This is a genomic window from Actinomyces sp. oral taxon 171 str. F0337 (genome assembly GCF_005696555.1).
In the GTDB taxonomy this organism is placed as follows: Bacteria; Actinomycetota; Actinomycetes; order Actinomycetales; family Actinomycetaceae; genus Actinomyces; species Actinomyces oris_E.
Map to the genome: position 1 here is coordinate 157,756 of NZ_CP040005.1, position 16,278 is coordinate 174,033.

15 protein-coding genes and 1 riboswitch are annotated in these 16,278 nt (G+C 71.3%); of the genes, 10 read left to right on the forward strand and 5 right to left on the reverse strand.

Annotated elements, in window-relative coordinates:
- The first annotated feature begins 45 nt into the window (after window positions 1–45).
- Window positions 46–990 (forward strand): prephenate dehydratase, encoded by a 945-nt coding sequence (pheA, locus tag FBF36_RS00690; protein ID WP_009397778.1) that lies wholly within the window; start codon window positions 46–48, stop codon window positions 988–990.
- 259 nt (window positions 991–1,249) lie between these two features.
- Entirely contained in the window at window positions 1,250–1,807 is a 558-nt protein-coding gene (locus FBF36_RS00695; protein WP_009397776.1) for a low molecular weight protein-tyrosine-phosphatase, read from the forward strand.
- 4 nt (window positions 1,808–1,811) lie between these two features.
- Here FBF36_RS00695 and FBF36_RS00700 read toward each other — a convergent pair whose 3' ends face one another.
- Complete coding sequence (locus tag FBF36_RS00700; RefSeq protein WP_009397774.1) at window positions 1,812–2,807, reverse strand: alpha/beta hydrolase; 996 nt, start codon at window positions 2,805–2,807, stop codon at window positions 1,812–1,814.
- A 236-nt stretch (window positions 2,808–3,043) separates the two neighbouring features.
- Window positions 3,044–3,133, forward strand: a riboswitch (SAM riboswitch).
- Here FBF36_RS00700 and FBF36_RS00705 point away from each other — a divergent pair.
- From FBF36_RS00705 to FBF36_RS00740, 8 genes are all read left to right on the forward strand, one after another.
- Entirely contained in the window at window positions 3,127–4,305 is a 1,179-nt protein-coding gene (locus tag FBF36_RS00705) for a methionine ABC transporter ATP-binding protein (RefSeq protein WP_009397772.1), read from the forward strand. Its footprint overlaps the riboswitch before it by 7 nt.
- Window positions 4,302–5,015 carry a methionine ABC transporter permease gene (locus tag FBF36_RS00710; protein WP_009397770.1) on the forward strand — a complete coding sequence of 238 codons (714 nt, stop codon included), beginning with the start codon at window positions 4,302–4,304 and terminating at the stop codon, window positions 5,013–5,015. Before FBF36_RS00705 ends, FBF36_RS00710 begins: the two co-directional genes overlap by 4 nt.
- Window positions 5,016–5,143: 128 nt before the next feature.
- Window positions 5,144–6,004: a MetQ/NlpA family ABC transporter substrate-binding protein gene (locus tag FBF36_RS00715; RefSeq protein WP_009397766.1), complete on the forward strand. Its 861-nt coding sequence runs from the start codon at window positions 5,144–5,146 to the stop codon at window positions 6,002–6,004.
- 440 nt (window positions 6,005–6,444) lie between these two features.
- Complete coding sequence (locus tag FBF36_RS00720) at window positions 6,445–7,164, forward strand: ABC transporter ATP-binding protein (protein WP_009397763.1); 720 nt, start codon at window positions 6,445–6,447, stop codon at window positions 7,162–7,164.
- Window positions 7,161–8,552 carry an FtsX-like permease family protein gene (locus tag FBF36_RS00725; RefSeq protein WP_009397762.1) on the forward strand — a complete coding sequence of 464 codons (1,392 nt, stop codon included), beginning with the start codon at window positions 7,161–7,163 and terminating at the stop codon, window positions 8,550–8,552. Before FBF36_RS00720 ends, FBF36_RS00725 begins: the two co-directional genes overlap by 4 nt.
- A gap of 168 nt (window positions 8,553–8,720) precedes the next feature.
- The gene (locus FBF36_RS00730) at window positions 8,721–9,206 is read left to right on the forward strand and encodes a helix-turn-helix domain-containing protein (protein WP_009397760.1); all 486 of its coding nucleotides are present in this window, start codon (window positions 8,721–8,723) and stop codon (window positions 9,204–9,206) included.
- Window positions 9,207–9,315: 109 nt separating this feature from the next.
- Window positions 9,316–10,620 (forward strand): sensor histidine kinase, encoded by a 1,305-nt coding sequence (locus FBF36_RS00735; protein WP_225792407.1) that lies wholly within the window; start codon window positions 9,316–9,318, stop codon window positions 10,618–10,620.
- Between the two features lie 3 nt (window positions 10,621–10,623).
- The gene (locus tag FBF36_RS00740; RefSeq protein WP_009397758.1) at window positions 10,624–11,316 is read left to right on the forward strand and encodes a response regulator transcription factor; all 693 of its coding nucleotides are present in this window, start codon (window positions 10,624–10,626) and stop codon (window positions 11,314–11,316) included.
- Between the two features lie 152 nt (window positions 11,317–11,468).
- Here FBF36_RS00740 and FBF36_RS00745 read toward each other — a convergent pair whose 3' ends face one another.
- From FBF36_RS00745 to FBF36_RS13215, 4 genes are all read right to left on the reverse strand, one after another.
- Complete coding sequence (locus FBF36_RS00745) at window positions 11,469–12,665, reverse strand: glycerate kinase (RefSeq protein WP_138136979.1); 1,197 nt, start codon at window positions 12,663–12,665, stop codon at window positions 11,469–11,471.
- A 79-nt stretch (window positions 12,666–12,744) separates the two neighbouring features.
- A complete protein-coding gene (locus FBF36_RS00750) occupies window positions 12,745–14,316 on the reverse strand; it encodes an SLC13 family permease (RefSeq protein ID WP_138136981.1) in 1,572 nt (523 codons plus the stop codon).
- Window positions 14,313–15,953: a sensor histidine kinase gene (locus tag FBF36_RS00755; RefSeq protein ID WP_225792408.1), complete on the reverse strand. Its 1,641-nt coding sequence runs from the start codon at window positions 15,951–15,953 to the stop codon at window positions 14,313–14,315. The genes FBF36_RS00750 and FBF36_RS00755 overlap by 4 nt, the downstream gene beginning before the upstream one ends.
- Complete coding sequence (locus FBF36_RS13215) at window positions 15,953–16,102, reverse strand: hypothetical protein (RefSeq protein ID WP_009394340.1); 150 nt, start codon at window positions 16,100–16,102, stop codon at window positions 15,953–15,955. Before FBF36_RS13215 ends, FBF36_RS00755 begins: the two co-directional genes overlap by 1 nt.
- Window positions 16,103–16,278 lie beyond the last annotated feature (176 nt).

The following is a 16,278-nucleotide window of genomic DNA, read 5'->3' on the forward strand; positions in this document are numbered from 1 at the left end:
CAAGCCGCCACCGGCCCGGCGGCCCGGACTGGCTACCCTGTGCCCATGACTGCTCCCGCTCCGCTCTGGTCCTTCCTGGGGCCGGCCGGCACCTTTACCGAGATGGCGCTGCGCCAGGTCGCCCCCGCTGACGTCGAGCTCGACCCGTGCCCGGACGTGCCCACCGCCCTGAACCACCTGCGCGAGCGCACGGTGGAGGCCGCCGTCGTGCCCATTGAGAACTCCGTCGAGGGCGGGGTCAACGCCACGCTGGACAACCTCGTGGCCTCCACGCCCCTGGTCATCGCCGCCGAGATGGCCGTGCCGATCACCTTCGTCCTGGCCGGCCGGCCCGGTACCCGCCTGGAGGACGTGCGCGCCATCTCCACCCACCCGCACGCCTGGGCCCAGTGCCGCGGCTGGGTCCACCAGAACCTCCCCGAGGCCGTGTACGTGGCCGGGACCTCCACGTCGGCGCCCGCCCGCGCGCTGGCCACCACCGACGGGGACACCGGGTTCCAGGCCGTCCTGTGCAACCCGCTGGCCGCCAAGGAGTACGGGCTGGAGGTCATAGCCGGGGGCGTGGCGGACAACCCCGACGCCGTCACCCGTTTCGTGAAGGTGACCCGGCCCGGCCGCGCGGGTGAGCCCACCGGCGCCGACAAGACCACCCTGCTCGTCCACCTCCCCCACGACCGCTCCGGCGCGCTGCTGGACATGCTCGAGCAGTTCAGCGCCCGCGGCGTCAACCTCTCACGCATCGAGTCCCGGCCCGTGGGCGACTCCCTGGGGCGCTACCGCTTCTCCATCGACGTTGAGGGGCACGTGCGCGAGGAGCGGGTCCAGGCGGCCCTCATCGGGCTGCACCGCACCTGCCCGGTGGTGCGGTTCCTGGGCTCCTACCCGCGGCTGGACGCCCGCCCGACGGCGGTCCTGGCCGGCACCAGCGACAAGGACTTCGTCGTGGCCCGCTCCTGGGTCGCCGACGTCCTCGAGGGCCGCGCGCTCTAGCCGGGGCCCCGCAGTGGCCTCTTGCCGACGTCGCGTTCGTACCTCATGCCGCGCATTCGAGGGGTGGAGGGTACGAACGCGCGGACGCCTCACCTCAGTCGACCTCAGTGGACAGGCGACCGCGGCGTGCGCAAGGCTCGGGGGCGTGAGCTCCTCCGACGCCAGCACCGAGACAACCTCCGCAGCCTCCACCTCTTCAACCGCCCCGGCGCCCGCCTCGCTACCCGGCCCCCGCGGCGCGGGTCCCTACCGCGTCATCATGGTGTGCACCGGCAACATCTGCCGCTCCGCCACGGCCGAGATCGTCCTGCGCGACCGCCTCGCCGCCGCCGGCATCCCCGACTCCGGACCGGGCGGCGTGACCGTCACCTCCGCCGGCGTCTCCGACGAGGAGCGCGGCAACCCCATCGACTCCCGGGCCCGCCGTGTCCTGACCGAGGCCGGCTACGGCGCCGGCGCCGACGACGTCTCGCGCGCCACGGACAGCGCCATCGCCTCCCACACCGCCCACCGCGTCACCGACGCCGAGATCGCCGAGGCCGACCTCCTGCTGGCCATGACCGACTCCCACTGGAACGTCCTCCAGCGCCGCGCCGCGGGACTCGGGGCGGAGCCCACCCGCATCCGCATGTACCGCGAGCTCGACCCGGCCTCCGCCCAGCAGGCCGAGGCCGTCGTCGCGGGCGGGGCCTCCCGCAGCGTCCTCAACGTGCCCGACCCCTGGTACGGCACCATGGCCGACTTCGTCGACACCCTGGAGGTCGTCGAACGGGTCAGTGATGAGCTCGCCGACGAGCTCGCCGCGCTCCTCGACTGACGGCTCAGTGCAGGCGGTTGTCCAGCCAGCGCATGACGGCCTGAAGGTACTCGGCACGCGCCAGCGGCCCGGACAGGGCCAGGTCGTGGACGCCCTCGGGAATCTGGCGGACGGTCACGTCATCGCCCAGGTACTGGGAGCGGTCGATGATCTGCTCCACGTCGAGGACGACGTCGGAGCGCTGCGCCTCCTCCAGGGTCGCCTTGACGCCACTGCTGGCCGTTGAGCAGCACACGAGGATCGGCACGCGGATCCCCAGCCCGTGGTGGACCTCGCGCTGCAGACGCCGGATCCCCGCCAGGAACCCGGCCCGCACCGGGAAGGACGGCGTCGGCTTGAGCGCCAGGTCCCAGTCCCACTCTCCGCGCCAGCGCCGGTGGAGGGCCGCCACGTAGTTGTCCTCATCGCCCCTGCCCGGCTCGCCGATGACCCGCTCGGGGTCCCGTCGCGAGACAAGGTCCACGCAGGCCGAGCCGTAGGAGCGCACCAGCGCCGATCCGCGCAGGTCCAGCCACGGGGAGTTGAGGACGAGCGCGTCCACGGTCCCGGGGTGGTCGGCCGCCCAGATGACCGCCTGCAGTCCGCCGGTCGAGTGCCCGTTGAGGACGACGACGTCGTGCCCGTGCTCGGAGCGGATGATGCGCAGGGCCTCGGCGATCTCCTCGTCATGGACGCGCAGGTCGCGCACGTCGTGCGGTGAGGCGTGCCCGGTACCGGCCCGCCCGCAGGCCCGCAGGTCCAGCGCGTAGAACTCGAAACCGGCGTCGAGGTAGGCCTGCGCCAGGTGGGTCTGGAAGAAGTAGTCGCTGCGGCCGTGCAGATAGAGCACCGCGCGCGAGTGCCGTGGCCGGCTGGCCCGACCGGCCGCCTCACGCTGGAAGACGAGCACGGCGTGATCGGCGCCGGGGGCCTTCGTGGGCGACTCGGTCACCGGGATGCGGCGGGCCACCCACGGCTCACCCAGGATGTCGGGGGCGGTCGGCTCTGAGGTCGCACTCATGGGCAGATCCAAGCACGTCGCCCTGTGCAGTGCGAGTAGCGTCGCCGACACGCGACCTGGGAATAGCCAGGATGTTGCTGAAACGCCGATCACGGCCGGGTCGAGCGGCAGGGAGGGACCGGCGGGCCGCGGACCCGGCCCGCACAGTGGTCCCTGCCGCCGGGTGCGGGCGTGACCTCGGTCCCTTGGCAGTGGCGTCGCTTGCGTCGCGAAGGCGGCGCTGCGTAAGTTATTCGCGGCCATCCAGAGCAACCGAGAGACCTGGCTCGACGACATTGCAGCAACCCCCTTCATGGTGCGGGTGCTTCCGCCAGGAACGATGGAGGAATACGTGAGCACAAGCGAACAGTCGACCGCCGAGCCCGGCCGGTCCGAGGAGAACGACTCCTCCGACTCCCCGCGCGTCGAGCCCGGGGAGGGCGTGAGCGCCGAGCCCCGGGACACCGAACCTGAGAGCCCCGAGGCCGCAAGCACCGACGCCGAGGAGGACGGCTCCGCCGACGCCCCCATGATCTCCCTGCGGGACGTCCACAAGGTCTACCGCCTGCGCAGCGGTAAGGAGGTGCGGGCCCTGGACGGGCTCAGCCTCGACGTCGCCGCCGGCTCCATCCATGGCATCGTCGGCACCTCCGGGGCCGGCAAGTCCACGCTCGTGCGCTGCCTGACCTCCCTGGAGCGCCCCACCAGTGGTCACGTGAGCGTCGCCGGCCAGGACATGACCGCCCTGTCGCCCGGTCAGCTGCGTGAGGCCCGACGCCGCATCGGCATGGTCTTCCAGCACGCCAACCTTCTCGACCAGCGCACCACGGCGCAGAACATCGCCTACCCGCTGGCGCTCGCGGGCGTCCCCGGCGGGAGGCGTCACCCGATCGTCAGGCGCATGCTCGACCTCGTGGGCCTGGCCGACCGCGGCGCCTCCTACCCCTCCCAGCTCTCCGGCGGTCAGAAGCAGCGCGTCGGCATCGCCCGGGCGCTGGCCGACGACCCGGCCGTCCTCCTGTGCGACGAGCCCACCTCCGCCCTGGACCCGGAGACCACCCGCTCCATCCTCGACCTCATCAAGAACGTTCGCGACACCCTGGGCCTGACCGTCATCATCATCACCCACGAGATGAGCGTGGTCCGCCAGGTCTGCGACTCCGTCAGCCTGCTCGAGGCCGGGCAGATCGTCGAGAGCGGTCGCCTGGAGGACATCGTGCTCGACGTCGGCTCCCGGCTCTCACGCGAGATCGTGCCCTTCCCGAAGGTGCCTGAGGCCGCCGTCGCCCACGGGGAGAGCGTCATCGACGTCTCCATCACCGCCCACCCGGGCCAGCCGGCCGCCGTCGCCCTCATGTCCATGGTCGCCGAGCTCGGCGGGGACATCGCCGCCGGCGTCTTCGAGACGATCGGGCAGGCCCAGATCGGGCGCCTGGCCGTCACCGTCCCCGGATCCGACACCGAACAGGCCGTGAGCACCCTGCGTCACGCCGGTATTGCTGCGGAGGTCCGCTCATGAACTCGATCCTCCTTCCGCTGACCCAGGCCGCGGTGCCGAGCAGTCGCACCTGGTTCGACAACCCGGCCATCCAGAACAAGCTCGGCTACGCCCTCGTTGAGACCCTGTCGATGACCTTCGTCTCCGGGGCCGTGACGGTTGTCCTCGGGCTTCTGCTGGGGCTCGCCCTGGTCTCTACCGGCAAACGGGGCCAGTTCCGCAACCCGCCCCTGTACTGGGTGCTCTCGCAGATCGTCAATATCGGACGCTCCATGCCCTTCATCATCCTCATGGTGGCCCTCATCCCGATCACCCGGATCCTCGTGGGCACCTCCCTGGGGTGGCAGGCGGCCTGCGTCCCGCTGACCATCGGCGCGATCCCCTTCTACGCGCGCCTGGTGGAGACGGCCATCAACGACGTCGATCACGGCAAGGTCGAGGCGGCCCTCATGATGGGTGCCTCCGGCCTGCAGATCACCTGGGGCGTCCTCGTGCGCGAGGCCCTGCCGATCCTCATCCAGTCGGCCACCGTCACCATCATCACCCTCCTGGGCTACTCCGCCATGGCCGGCGCCGTCGGCGGCGGCGGCGTGGGTGACCTCGCCATCCAGTACGGGTACCAGCGCAACCAGGTGGACGTCATGGTCATCACCGTGGTCGTCATCGTCCTCATCGTCGGCATCATCCAGCTCGTCGGCGACATGCTCAGCCGGCTGGTGAACCACCGCTGAGGCGATCACCAGCCGGGTAAGCGCGCTGAGCCGCCTGGAACCGGTCGGCCACGTCGTCGGCCCCAGCACTGTCAAGCCTTTCCTCCCTCCCGTCACTGGGGCCGCCCGGCCCCGCGAAAGGAACCACCATGTCCTCCTCCATCTCCCGGCGCACCGTCATCGCCGGCGGCCTGGCCACCGCCGCCGCCCTCACCCTGGCCGCCTGCTCCAAGTCCGGTAAGGGCGGCGACGTCCAGGGCATCAAGGTCGACGGCGACACCGCCACGATCACCATCGGTGCCACCCCCAAGCCCCACGTCGAGATCCTCAAGTGGGTCCAGGACAACCTCACCAAGGGTTCCGGTATCAAGCTGGACATCAAGGAGATCAACGACTACCAGACCCCCAACTCCTCGCTGGAGGACGGCTCGCTGGCCGCCAACTTCTACCAGACCCCCAACTTCCTGGCCCAGCAGAACAAGGAGAAGGGCTACGACTTCGTCTCCATCGCCGACGTCCACATCGAGCCCATGGGCATCTACACCTCCAAGGGCTACAAGGACGTCAAGGAGATCAAGGAGGGCGGCACGATCGTCCTCAACAACGACCCGGCCAACACGGCCCGCGGCCTCAAGCTCCTGGCCCAGGCCGGGCTCATCGAGCTGGACAAGTCCGCCGAGCTACCCAGCGACACCGACGTGACCTCCAACCCCAAGAAGCTGAAGTTCACCACGGTCGACGGCGCCCAGGTCTACAAGTCGATGCCGGACGCCGAGGCCGCGGTCATCAACGGCAACTACGCCATCGACGCCGGGCTGAACCCCAAGAAGGACGCGCTCGTCCTGGAGAAGGGCGGCAAGGACTCCGAGTACCCCAACCAGCTCGTCGTGCGCAAGGACGACAAGGACAACGAGTACCTCAAGAAGCTCGCCAAGCTCCTCAACGATGAGAAGCTGCGTGACTACATCAACAAGACCTGGCCCGACGGGGCCGTCGTCGCGGCGTTCTGATGTCGTAAGGCTGCGGGCCTGTCACAGGTCCGTGTGCGGGGCCGGGCGTGGTTGGTCGAAGGGCTGACCGCGACCGGCCCTTGTGTTGTCGTGGTCGGGGCCTTCGACACGGCCGGGGGCACCCGGCCGCGCAGAATGTCCCCGCCGCGTTGTCGGTGGGTCCGGTTGTCATCATCTGTGGACAGTTCGCGGTCTGCGGGTCCTGGGACCCAAGTGTCCGCCTAGGTTGAACCGCGGGCGCCCGACGGCGTCCAGCGGTACCGGTGGATTTGCAGGTGAGAGGACGGTTCAGGGCCATGGCAGCTCGACGTGAACGGACACAGCAGGGCCGGTCGGCTCAGCCAATGCGGGGACGTACAACCGGAGATCTTGGTGGCCTGGGCGGTGCGGATGGGGCGAGTGGTGCCATCGGTGTCGGAGGCGCGGTCGTTCCGGCCGCTGTGGAGGCGCGCGATCTGCGCAAGTCCTTCCCGACCCCCGGCGGGGAACCGATCGAGATCCTGCACGGCATCTCCTGCACGATGATGCCGGGGCGGGTGACGGCACTGGTCGGCCCCAGCGGCTCGGGCAAGTCGACGGCGCTGCTGTGCCTGGCCGGGCTGGAGCCGGCGACGTCGGGCCGCGTCTCGCTCATGGGGCGCGACCTCGGCGGGCTCCCGGCGGCGCGGGTGGCCGAGCTCTACCGCGACCGGGTGGGCTTCGTCTTCCAGGCCTACAACCTCGTGCCCTACCTGACGGTGCGGGAGAACATCACGATATCCGACACTCTGGCCGGACGGCGCCCCGATTCGGTGAGGGTGCGGGAGGTCCTGGCCGGGTTGGGACTGGAGTCGCGCGCCGACGCGGTCGCGACCACGCTCTCGGGCGGCGAGCAGCAGCGCGTCGCCCTGGGCCGGGTCCTCTACCGTCGTCCACCGGTCGTCTTCGCCGATGAGCCCACCGGGGCCCTGGACACCCGCTCGGCCGCCTTCGTCCTGGCCGAGCTGCGGCGCCTGGCCGACGATGGGGCCGCCGTCGTCCTTGTGACGCACGACCTGGGGGCCGCAGCCCTGGCGGAGAGCGTACTCATCATGCGCGATGGCCGTATCGTCGACCGCCGCCGCGGTGCCACCCCCGACGAGCTGCTGGCCGCCGTCAACCAGACGGGAGCTGCGGCATGACCCGCTACACGCTGCGCGCCCTGGCCGCCCAGTGGCGGGCCTGGTCGGGGACGGTGGCGGTGCTGGCTCTTGCCGCGGGGCTCATCAATGTCTGCCTGGTGCACCGCATGACCGTCACTCGTCCCGACGTCGTCGCCGCGGCGCGGGCGGCGGGCGTGGACCCGGCCGAGCTCGTCGTTCCCGGTATCTCGGTCGCCTTCTACACGGCGATGGTGACGGTTCCGGTGGTGGCCGTCGTCGGGCAGTCCTGCGTGCAGGCACTGCGCACGAGCTGGGCCCTGTGGCGGTTGGCTGGCGCCCTGCCCCGCCAGGTGCTCGCCGCCGTCCTTGCCACCGTGGCGGTGCTGGGCCTGGTGGCCTGTGTGCCCGGGATCCTGCTGGGGCAGGTGGCGGCCCAGCCCTTTGCCTCGGTGCTCACCCGCCTGGCAGCGGCGCGTATGGGGCGGATCGAGGTCGCCCAGACGCCGATGACCTTGCTGCTCACCATGGTGGTTGTGGTCGCCGTCGCGGTCCTGGGGGCCGTGGGCCCGGCGCGCGCCGCGGTGAGGACGCCCGCCGTGGAGGCGGTTCGCGATGCGGCCCCGAGTGGGCGACGGCGCATGGGTGTGGGGCGACGGATCCTGGCCGGACTCTGGGCGCTCGCATGCGCGGGGCAGCTGCTCCTCGCTTTTCTGGCTCCGCCGGGAAGGAAGATCGACGGATGGCCGACCGGTGGGGGCCAGGCGATCCTGGCATCGCTCCTGCTCGCGGTCCTCGTGGTGCTGCTGGCGCCCGCGCTCATCCCGCGGCTGCTGCGGCTGTGGTCGGCGCCGCTGGCGCGGCTGGGTGGACCGTGGCTCATCGCGCGGCGTTCGGCGCTGTGGCGCAGCGAGTCGTCGGCGAGTGCCATCGGCCTGCTGGCCCTGGCGATCTCCTTCACCGCGGCACTCACGACCAGTCTCGCCACGGGGCAGGCGGTGGTGGAGGCGGCGCGCCTGAACGTGGCGATCAACCAGGTGGACTCGCTGGTGCTGGCGACGATCCTCGGGGCCGTGGCGCTGCTGGGGGCCGTGGCCGTCGTCGGCATGTCCTCCCGGTCCCGGCAGCGTGAGCTCGCGGTGCTGCGCTGCGCCGGGAGCACGGTGCGCGGCGTGTGCCGGCAGGTGGTCATCGAGGCGGGCCTGTACGTGGGGACGGCCCTGCTGATCTCGCTCGTGCCACTGGTGGTGACCACGGCCGGCGAGTCCCTTTTCTACGTCAGGGCGGGGATGCCGCTGGTAGTGCGCCCCGGCGTCGGGCCAGTGCTGCTGGTGGCCCTCCTGTCCTTGCTGGCCCTGGTCGCGGTGCTACTCGCTCCGATCCGGGGCGCCACCCGGACCCCGATCGGCACCGTCCTGGCGGCCGAGTGAGACGGGCTGGAGTAGGTCGAGCAGAGGCCGCTGGTTGCCTGGGGCTCGAGGAGACTGGCAGAAGTGATAGCGCCCCGCCTTGTGTCAACGCCCACCAAGCCCTACACTCAAATCGCTCAAAACGATCAACTCGAAAACAGTGGACGAACAGCAGTGTAGGAGTGCGCCATGACCGTGACGATTGAGAGCAAGACCTACCTTCCCGAGGAGGATGTCGCCGGGCGCTTCACCGAGCTGGTGACGGAACTTGAGGCGTCCTCCGGTGCGGCGCTGACCATCAATGGTGAGACGATTGACCTCCCACCCGCCGTGGCTGAAGCCCTTCTTCAGGTCGTGGATGCGATGCGTCGAGGTCTGGCTGTCACGGTGGCGCCGCAGGACCAGCGTCTGACGACCCAGGAGGCGGCTGACATGCTGGGCATCTCGCGGCCGACGCTGGTCAGGATGCTGGAGGCCGGCGAGATCCCGTTCGAGAAGGTCAGACGGCATCGTCGCTTGTTCCTCACTGACGTGCTGGAGTTCCGTGAGCGTCAGCGGCGGGCAGCGAATGAGGCCCTGTCGGACATGGTGGCCGACGCTCAGGCGATGGGCGCCTACGATGACGACCCTGCCGAGCTGCGCCAAGTCCTCAAGGACCTCCGCTCCCAGGGCTGACCGATGGCGTTCTCCCCTTGCCGCAACCGCGCTTGGCGGCCCGCTGGCTGCGGTCGGGGCTCAGATCTAGCGGCGTAGGGTACGGACGCAACGGGGAGGAGGGGCGCTGGTGTTCGGTGCAGAGCGTAGTTCGTCGTCGGCCATGAGGATGCGGATCGACTGGCGGACGCTGGGGGAGTGGGTGCGCCAGCCGGCGCCCGCGCAGGCCGGCCCCGGCATCCTGTCCACGCTGCTCCTCATCCTGTGCGCCACCTACCAGGGCGGCATGATCGGCAGCGCGGTGCTGACCGGCCGCGTCGGCGACGGCGGCCTGGTTGCAGGGATCGCCCCAACCAGAATCGGCTTCGCGATTCTCGTTCTGGCGGCCATGGGGTCCACGGCACTCCTCACTGCGAGACACAGGTACCCGCTGGCGGTCTTTCTGGCCGAGTGTGCCGTGTACGTGGTGGCCTCGGCACTGGGGCTCAACAACTTCTTCCTCTTCCCGGTGCTGGTGGCGCTGGGGAGCGCGGTGATTCGGCTCCCGCTGTGTCAGCACCTCGCGGTGATCGGCGCGGCCTGCCTCATGGCGACGGCCAGCGCGGTCCTGGTGGCCCCGCCAGGGATTCTGATGGAGGAGTGGCTCAGCCAGGTGGTCGCCGTCCTGCTGACGGCCATCGTGGCCATGCTTGCGCGCAGCGTCGCGAACTGGCGGGCGGCGCAAGCCGAGGCCAAAACCGAGCGGGAGCGCTTCCGGGTGCTTCGGGCCGAGCGCGACCGCGCGGTGAACCGGGCCGGTATCGCTGCCGAGCTGCACGACTCCGTGGGGCACGGCCTGACCACGATCATCGCCCTGTCCGAGGGGCTGGCCGGCAGCGTCGACCCGGAGGTTGACGAGGCGCTCGGTGGCATCAACGAGGTGGCCCGGGAGTGCCTGGAGCAGACGCGCCGGGCGGTCAGGGCCCTGGCCGACGCCGAGGGTGAGCCGGCGGACTCACCGGACCGGGACGGTGCCGGGCACCGGCCCTGGGATGAGATCAGGAGCGTTGTCGGCAGGGTGAGGTCGCTGGGCGTCACGGTCGTCTTCGCTGAGACCGGGCAGCGGGCCGACGATGCCGGGCAGGCCGACCTGTGCTTCGCGCTCACCCGGGAGGCGCTCACCAACGCGGTGCGGCACGCGCCCGCACTGTCGCAGGTGCAGGTGTCCTGGGACCACGGCGAGTCGGCGGTGACGGTGACGGTTCGCAACGACGGCGCCTCGAGTGACAGCGGTGGGGAAGACGACGACCGCCGTGGTGGGGCTGTGGAAGGGACCGGCCTGCTGCGGTTGCGGGACCGGGTCGAGGCTGCGGCAGGTTCACTGGACTGGGGGCCCGAGTGCGACGGCGGCTGGCGGGTCGCGGCGACGGTGCCGAGAACTCGCGGTGAGGGCTGAGGCGTGGGCGCGGAGTCGGAGGGGCTGAGGCCGACGTCGGTCATGATCGTGGATGATCAGCGTTACGCGCGCCTGGGGCTGGCACTCATGATCCGTAAGGCGCCGGATCTGCGCGTGGTGGCGGAGGCCGGTGACGGGCAGGAGGCGCTGGAGGTCCTGGAGGGGCTGAACCGGTCAACGGGGTTGCCCGACGTCGTGCTCATGGATGTGCGCATGCCGGGCATGGACGGGATCAGCGCGACCCGGGCGATGGCGCGGCGGTTCCCGACAGTGAAGGTGCTGGTGCTGACCACCTACGACGAGGACGACTACGCCTTCGGGGCGCTGGAGGTGGGGGCCTCGGGGTTCCTGCTCAAGGATGTGCGTGCTGCGCAGCTCGCTCAGGCGGTGCGGGCGGTGGCGCAGGGCGATGCCGTGCTCACGCCGCGCGTCACCAAGGAGCTCATTGCGCGTGGGGTTCCGCGGGCGCTGTCCGGTGCGCAGCGCGAGGGGCTGCGGGAGAGGTTCGGGGCGCTCACGCCCAGGGAGCTCGACGTGGCTCGGCTCATTGCGGAAGGCATGTCGAACGAGGAGATTGCCGAGCGGCTCGTGCTGCAGCCCGCCTCCGTGCGCCGCAACGTCAGCCGAATCCTGGCCAAGCTCCACTTGCGTGACCGCGTCCAAATCGCCGTCGCTTGGTACAAGAGTGGTGGTTGAGATGTGTGTCCTGGCGGCCGGGGACATTTCTGTCCGAGCGGGGACGTTCGACGCCGTCGGGGACAGGATTCCTGTCCCCGTACGCGTGGGGTGTCCCCGGCGGGAGCCGATGGCACCCGGCGGCGCAGAACGTCCCCGCCCGTGCGGGTGCCTCAGGCGGCGATGGCGGCGCCCAGGAGGATGAGGCGAAGCGCCCGCTCGGTGGCGTCGGTGACGAGCTCGTCGGCGCGGGAGACGGCCTCGGGCAGGTCCATGGGGACCGGGATGATGCCCATGACGGCGTCGATCCCGGCGGCGTGGACGGCCTCGGATCCCTGACCGAGTGAGCCGGCCAACGCGATGACCGGTTTGCCTGCCAGCTTGGCCCGGCGTCCCACCTCGGCGGGGATCTTGCCGCGCGGCGTCTGGAAGTCGACGGCGCCCTCGGCGGTGATGACCAGATCGGCGCGGTCGATCTGGGCATCGAGGTCGACGCCGCACAGGTCGGCATCCATGAGGACGTCGAAGCGCGAGTACAGTCTGGCCCCCAGTCCTGCGGCGAGCCCGGCCCCCAGGCCGCCCGAGGCACCGGTCCCGGGGCCGGTGAGCAGGTCGCGGTGGGCCGCCTGGGCCGGGAAGGCCTCGGTGAGCAGTCCGGCCCAGTGGACCAGGCCCGCCTCGAGCGCCTCCACCTGCTCCGGGCTCGCCCCCTTCTGCGGCCCGAACACGCGGGCCACGCCGCGCTCACCGGTGAGGAGGTTGTGCATGTTACCGGCCACGAGGACCTCGACGTCGCGCAGGCGGTGGTCCATGCCGGAGATCTCGATCCGCTGGATCCGGGCCAGGTTCGAACCGATCGGGTCGACCTCATCGCCGCCTGCGTCCAGGAGCCGGGCGCCCAGGGCGACGAGTGCGCCGGCCCCGCCGTCGCAGGTCCCCGAGTCGCCGCAGCCGATGATGATGCGTCGGGCCCCGTTGTCGAGGGCCACGGAGATGAGCTCGCCGACGCCGGTGGTCGTCGTGGCGCCGGGGTCGCGCATCCCGGCGGGTACCAGGCGCAGGCCGGCCGCCGCGGCCATCTCCACCAGCCAGGTCCCCTGGGCCGAGCCGCCCAGCCGGGCCAGGTAGGAGTCGACCGGATCACCGACGGGGCCGGTGACGCGGGTGGTGACGAGGTCGCCGCCGGTGGCTCGGGCCATCGTGGCCGCCGAGCCCTCACCGCCGTCGACCAGGGGCAGCTCGACGACGACGGCGCCGGGAAGGAGGCGGCGCACCCCGGCGGCCACCGCCTGGCACACCCCCTCAGGCGACAGGCTCTCCTTGAATCCGGAGGGGGCGACGAGAATACGGGTGGGAATGGACGTGGGCATGACTTTCCTCCAGGAGTGCAGTGTGTACGGGGTTCTCAGGGGACAGGGCGGGAGCCGGGGCGCAGTGGGCGTCCCGGCCTCACCAGCTCAGGCCCAGCAGCGGCCACAGCCAGGCGCTGCAGGCCATGACCAGGACCACCATGAGGGGGCCGAGGAGCAGCGACAGGCGCCGCAGGTCGTCGGGGGAGAAGGTCTCCATGCCCTCGATGTCGGAGAACATGGCCACGGGCTTGGCCGAGGACGGCAGCGTGTGGCAGAAGCCCGCGGCGGCGGTCGAGGCGAAGGCCGCCGCGGCCGGGCTGACACCCACCGCCGGGGACAGGGCCACGACGATCGGGATGAGGACGGCCGAGCGGGCCGAACGCGACTGGATGACCAGGTGCGACGCCGTCGAGAGCACCACGACGACCAGCATGAAGGGCCAGGGGGAGTGGATCCTCACGGCGTTGAAGGCCGAGGTCGCCACCCACTTCGCGGCGCCGGTGGACACCAGCGCGTCCCCCATGGCGAGGGTGGCCGCCATGAAGACCAGCAGAGACCAGGGCGCCTTGGCCAGGGCCTTGCGCAGAGCCACCGAGCCGTAACCGGGTAGCGAGGTCACCAGGACCCCCAGGAGGGCCACGATGGCCGGGTCGATCCCGTGCAGGGCCTCGGTGCACCACAGCACCACGACCGTGCCGACGAGCAGGGCGGCCCGGTTCTCGGCCTGAGTCAGGGGGCCGGTGACCGGCGTCGGGGAGGCCGCCGCGAGGTCGGCGATGTCGACGCGCACCCGACGGCGCATGTCCTCCTTGCGGGTGAACAGCCACACGATGAGCTCGGTGGACAGGTGGCTGGACAGGGCCGCCAGGGGCAGGCCCAGCAGCAGCCAGCCGGCGAAGGAGAACTCCTGCCCGCCGGCCGAGGCGACGATGTGGGAGGTCACCAGGTGGGCGCCCGCCCCCAGGAAGGAGCCGACCGCGGACAGCAGGATGACGGTGGGGAAGATGATCGACAGGGCGTGGATGAGCCGCTTGCGGGAGGCCGCCAGGGCGTCGTCGTCGCCCGACCCGGTGCGCAGCGCGCCGGCCAGGGCCGTGTAGACCGGCAGCAGCAGGGCGGCCCGACCCGAGGTGGAGGGGGCCGCGAAGACGGTGGCGACGATCGCGGCCGTCACCAGGTGGAGCAGGACGCGCGGGTGGTCGGTGCCGGTGACCAGCCAGGCCGCCAGGCGGCCCGTCAGGCCCGAGGCGCTCACCCCGACGGCGATGACGAAGGCCGCCACCAGCAGCCAGATCGTGTCGTCGCCGAGGCTGGCGAACATCTCGTCCGGGCTCAGGGCGCCGGTGAGGACCAGGGCGGTGGCGGCCCCCAGGGAGATGTAGGTGTCGTCCACGCTGGTGAAGGCCCAGGCCCACACCGAGGCGATGAAGATGATGAGGGTGAGAGCACCGGTGACGGTCAGGCTCCCCTCGGCGCCGCCGGCGCGCCAGGCGGCCACGCCCACGGCCGCGCACAGGCACACGGCGAGGGCGGCGGAGATGATGCGCCGCCACGGCAGGCGCCGGGCCGGGGCCGGCTCGCCGCTCCTGGCCAGGGAGAGCGGCAGGGTCTCGCGCATGGTGGGCACATCGGTCTCGAAGGAGGCGACGGAGTCAGTCGCGGTGGTCATGAGCCGGCCTCCTCTCCCGAGGCGCCGTGCGCGCGGCCATTGTGGGCGGCGTCATCGTGGGCACCGTCATCGTGGGCGGCCGCCGGCTCTCCGTCGCTCACCCGGGGCGCCGTGGCCGCCGAGGTGCGTGAGGAGGGGGCGGTGGCCGGGGAGACGACGGCGGCGGGATCGTGGTCCGAGGAGAGGTTCCAGGAGCTGTCGGCCGGGATGCGCAGGCCGACGGTGGCGCCCTGGCCCGAGGCGGAGACGGCGAAGACGGTGCCGTCGTGGGCGTCGGCGATGGCCCGCACGATGGCCAGGCCCAGGCCGCTGCCGCGCGGCCTGCCGTCCGCCTCGCCGTGCGTGAAGCGTTCGAAGAGCCAGTCGACGTCGTCGTCGGACAGTCCGGGACCCCGGTCCGTCACAGAGATCTCCAGCCCGCTGCGGCCGTAGCCGTCGGTGCCGGGGGCGACGGTGAGGGTGAGGGGGCCGTCGCCGTGCTGCAGCCCGTTGCGGGCGAGGTGGCCGGTGGCCTGACGCAGGCGCTCGACGTCGAGTGTGGCCGTGCCGCGGGCCCTGAGGTCGAGGCTCCAGCGGTCCGGGGCCATGGCCTCGACGTCGTCGCACAGGGTGCGGGCCAGCTCGGTGACGTCGACGTCGGGGGTGAGGTGGGCGAAGTCGCGCCGTTCGGCCTGGGTGAGGGACTGGAGGTCGTCGAGGACCCGCTGCAGCTCGGCGATCTGGGCGCGTTGCTGGAGGACGGTGCGGGTGGCCGGCTGGCTGGCCAGGCGCGCGTCCATGACGGCCAGGGGACCGGAGATCTCCTGGTGGGCGCGCAGGACGAACTGGGTCTGGCCGTCGAAGGCCTCCTGGAGTCGGTCCAGCATGCCGTTGAACTCCTCGGTCAGGCCGGCGATGTCATCGCGGCCCTTGACGGGCAGGCGGCGGTTGAGGTCCTGGGTGGAGACCGAGGCGGCCGCGGTGCGCAGGTCGTGCAGGGGCCGCAGGATCTGGCGGGCCACCAACAGGCCGACGACGCCGGTGAGGACCAGGACGGCCGCGCTGATGCCGACCATGAGCCAGATCGTGGCGTTGAGCTGGTCCACGCGCGAGGCGGTGAAGCTCATGGTGATGACGGACAGGTGCTGGGAGGGGTTGTCGGGCTCGAGCTCGACCCGGGCCCAGCGGACCTCCCCGCTGCCGTAGGAGGTGGCGCCCGACGGCGTCTGCAGCATCTTGACGAACAGGGGATCCGTGCTGGTCGGGTTCAGGGTCGGGGCGGAGGCGCCGGAGGCCTGAGTGGCCTTGCCGGTGGAGTGGTTGTAGATGATGACGGCCTCGCGGTCGGTGAGCTGCTGGCCGTCCCGGTAGACCTCCATGAGGCGGGTGGTGGAGGTGAAGGGCCGGGAGGTGCGCGGGTCGACGCCGGTGGCGGCGAAGTTCTGCAGCTCCTTGACCTCGTGGGTGACGTCGGCGTTGGCGGAGCGGGAGATGTCCGCCATGAGGGTGGAGCGCACGGAGACGATCATGCTGGTCAGCCCCAGGGCGACGACGAACAGCATCCAGGCGACGATGCGCAGCCGGGCGGGCACGGAGGGGCCGGAGACCGGGTCGCCGGCCAGTGGGGGCGGAGACGAGGGGACGGTGGTCATCAGCATCAGCCCCCTTGGCCAGCAGAGGTCAGGTGGACCGGGCTGGGCTGCGCGGGCGGGCCGGGGACGACGGCCATGAACTCGGCGGCCAGCGCCAGCGCCACCGGGACGAGCATGAGCAGAGCCAGGGCGAGGATGCGGCGTGAGGTGTTCATGCCTCAACTGTCACGAGCCAGCCCTAGAGGGACCACAGGTGAGCGTGAGAGTTCTCTTATGTTGAGTAGCTTAGCGAAACTGTAGTATTTATAATATTTAACGATGGGGGTGGGGTGCGTGCTGCCAACTCAACGATGTCACTGTCCTGAGGGCTTGCCGCCCCGGATGCGCAGGA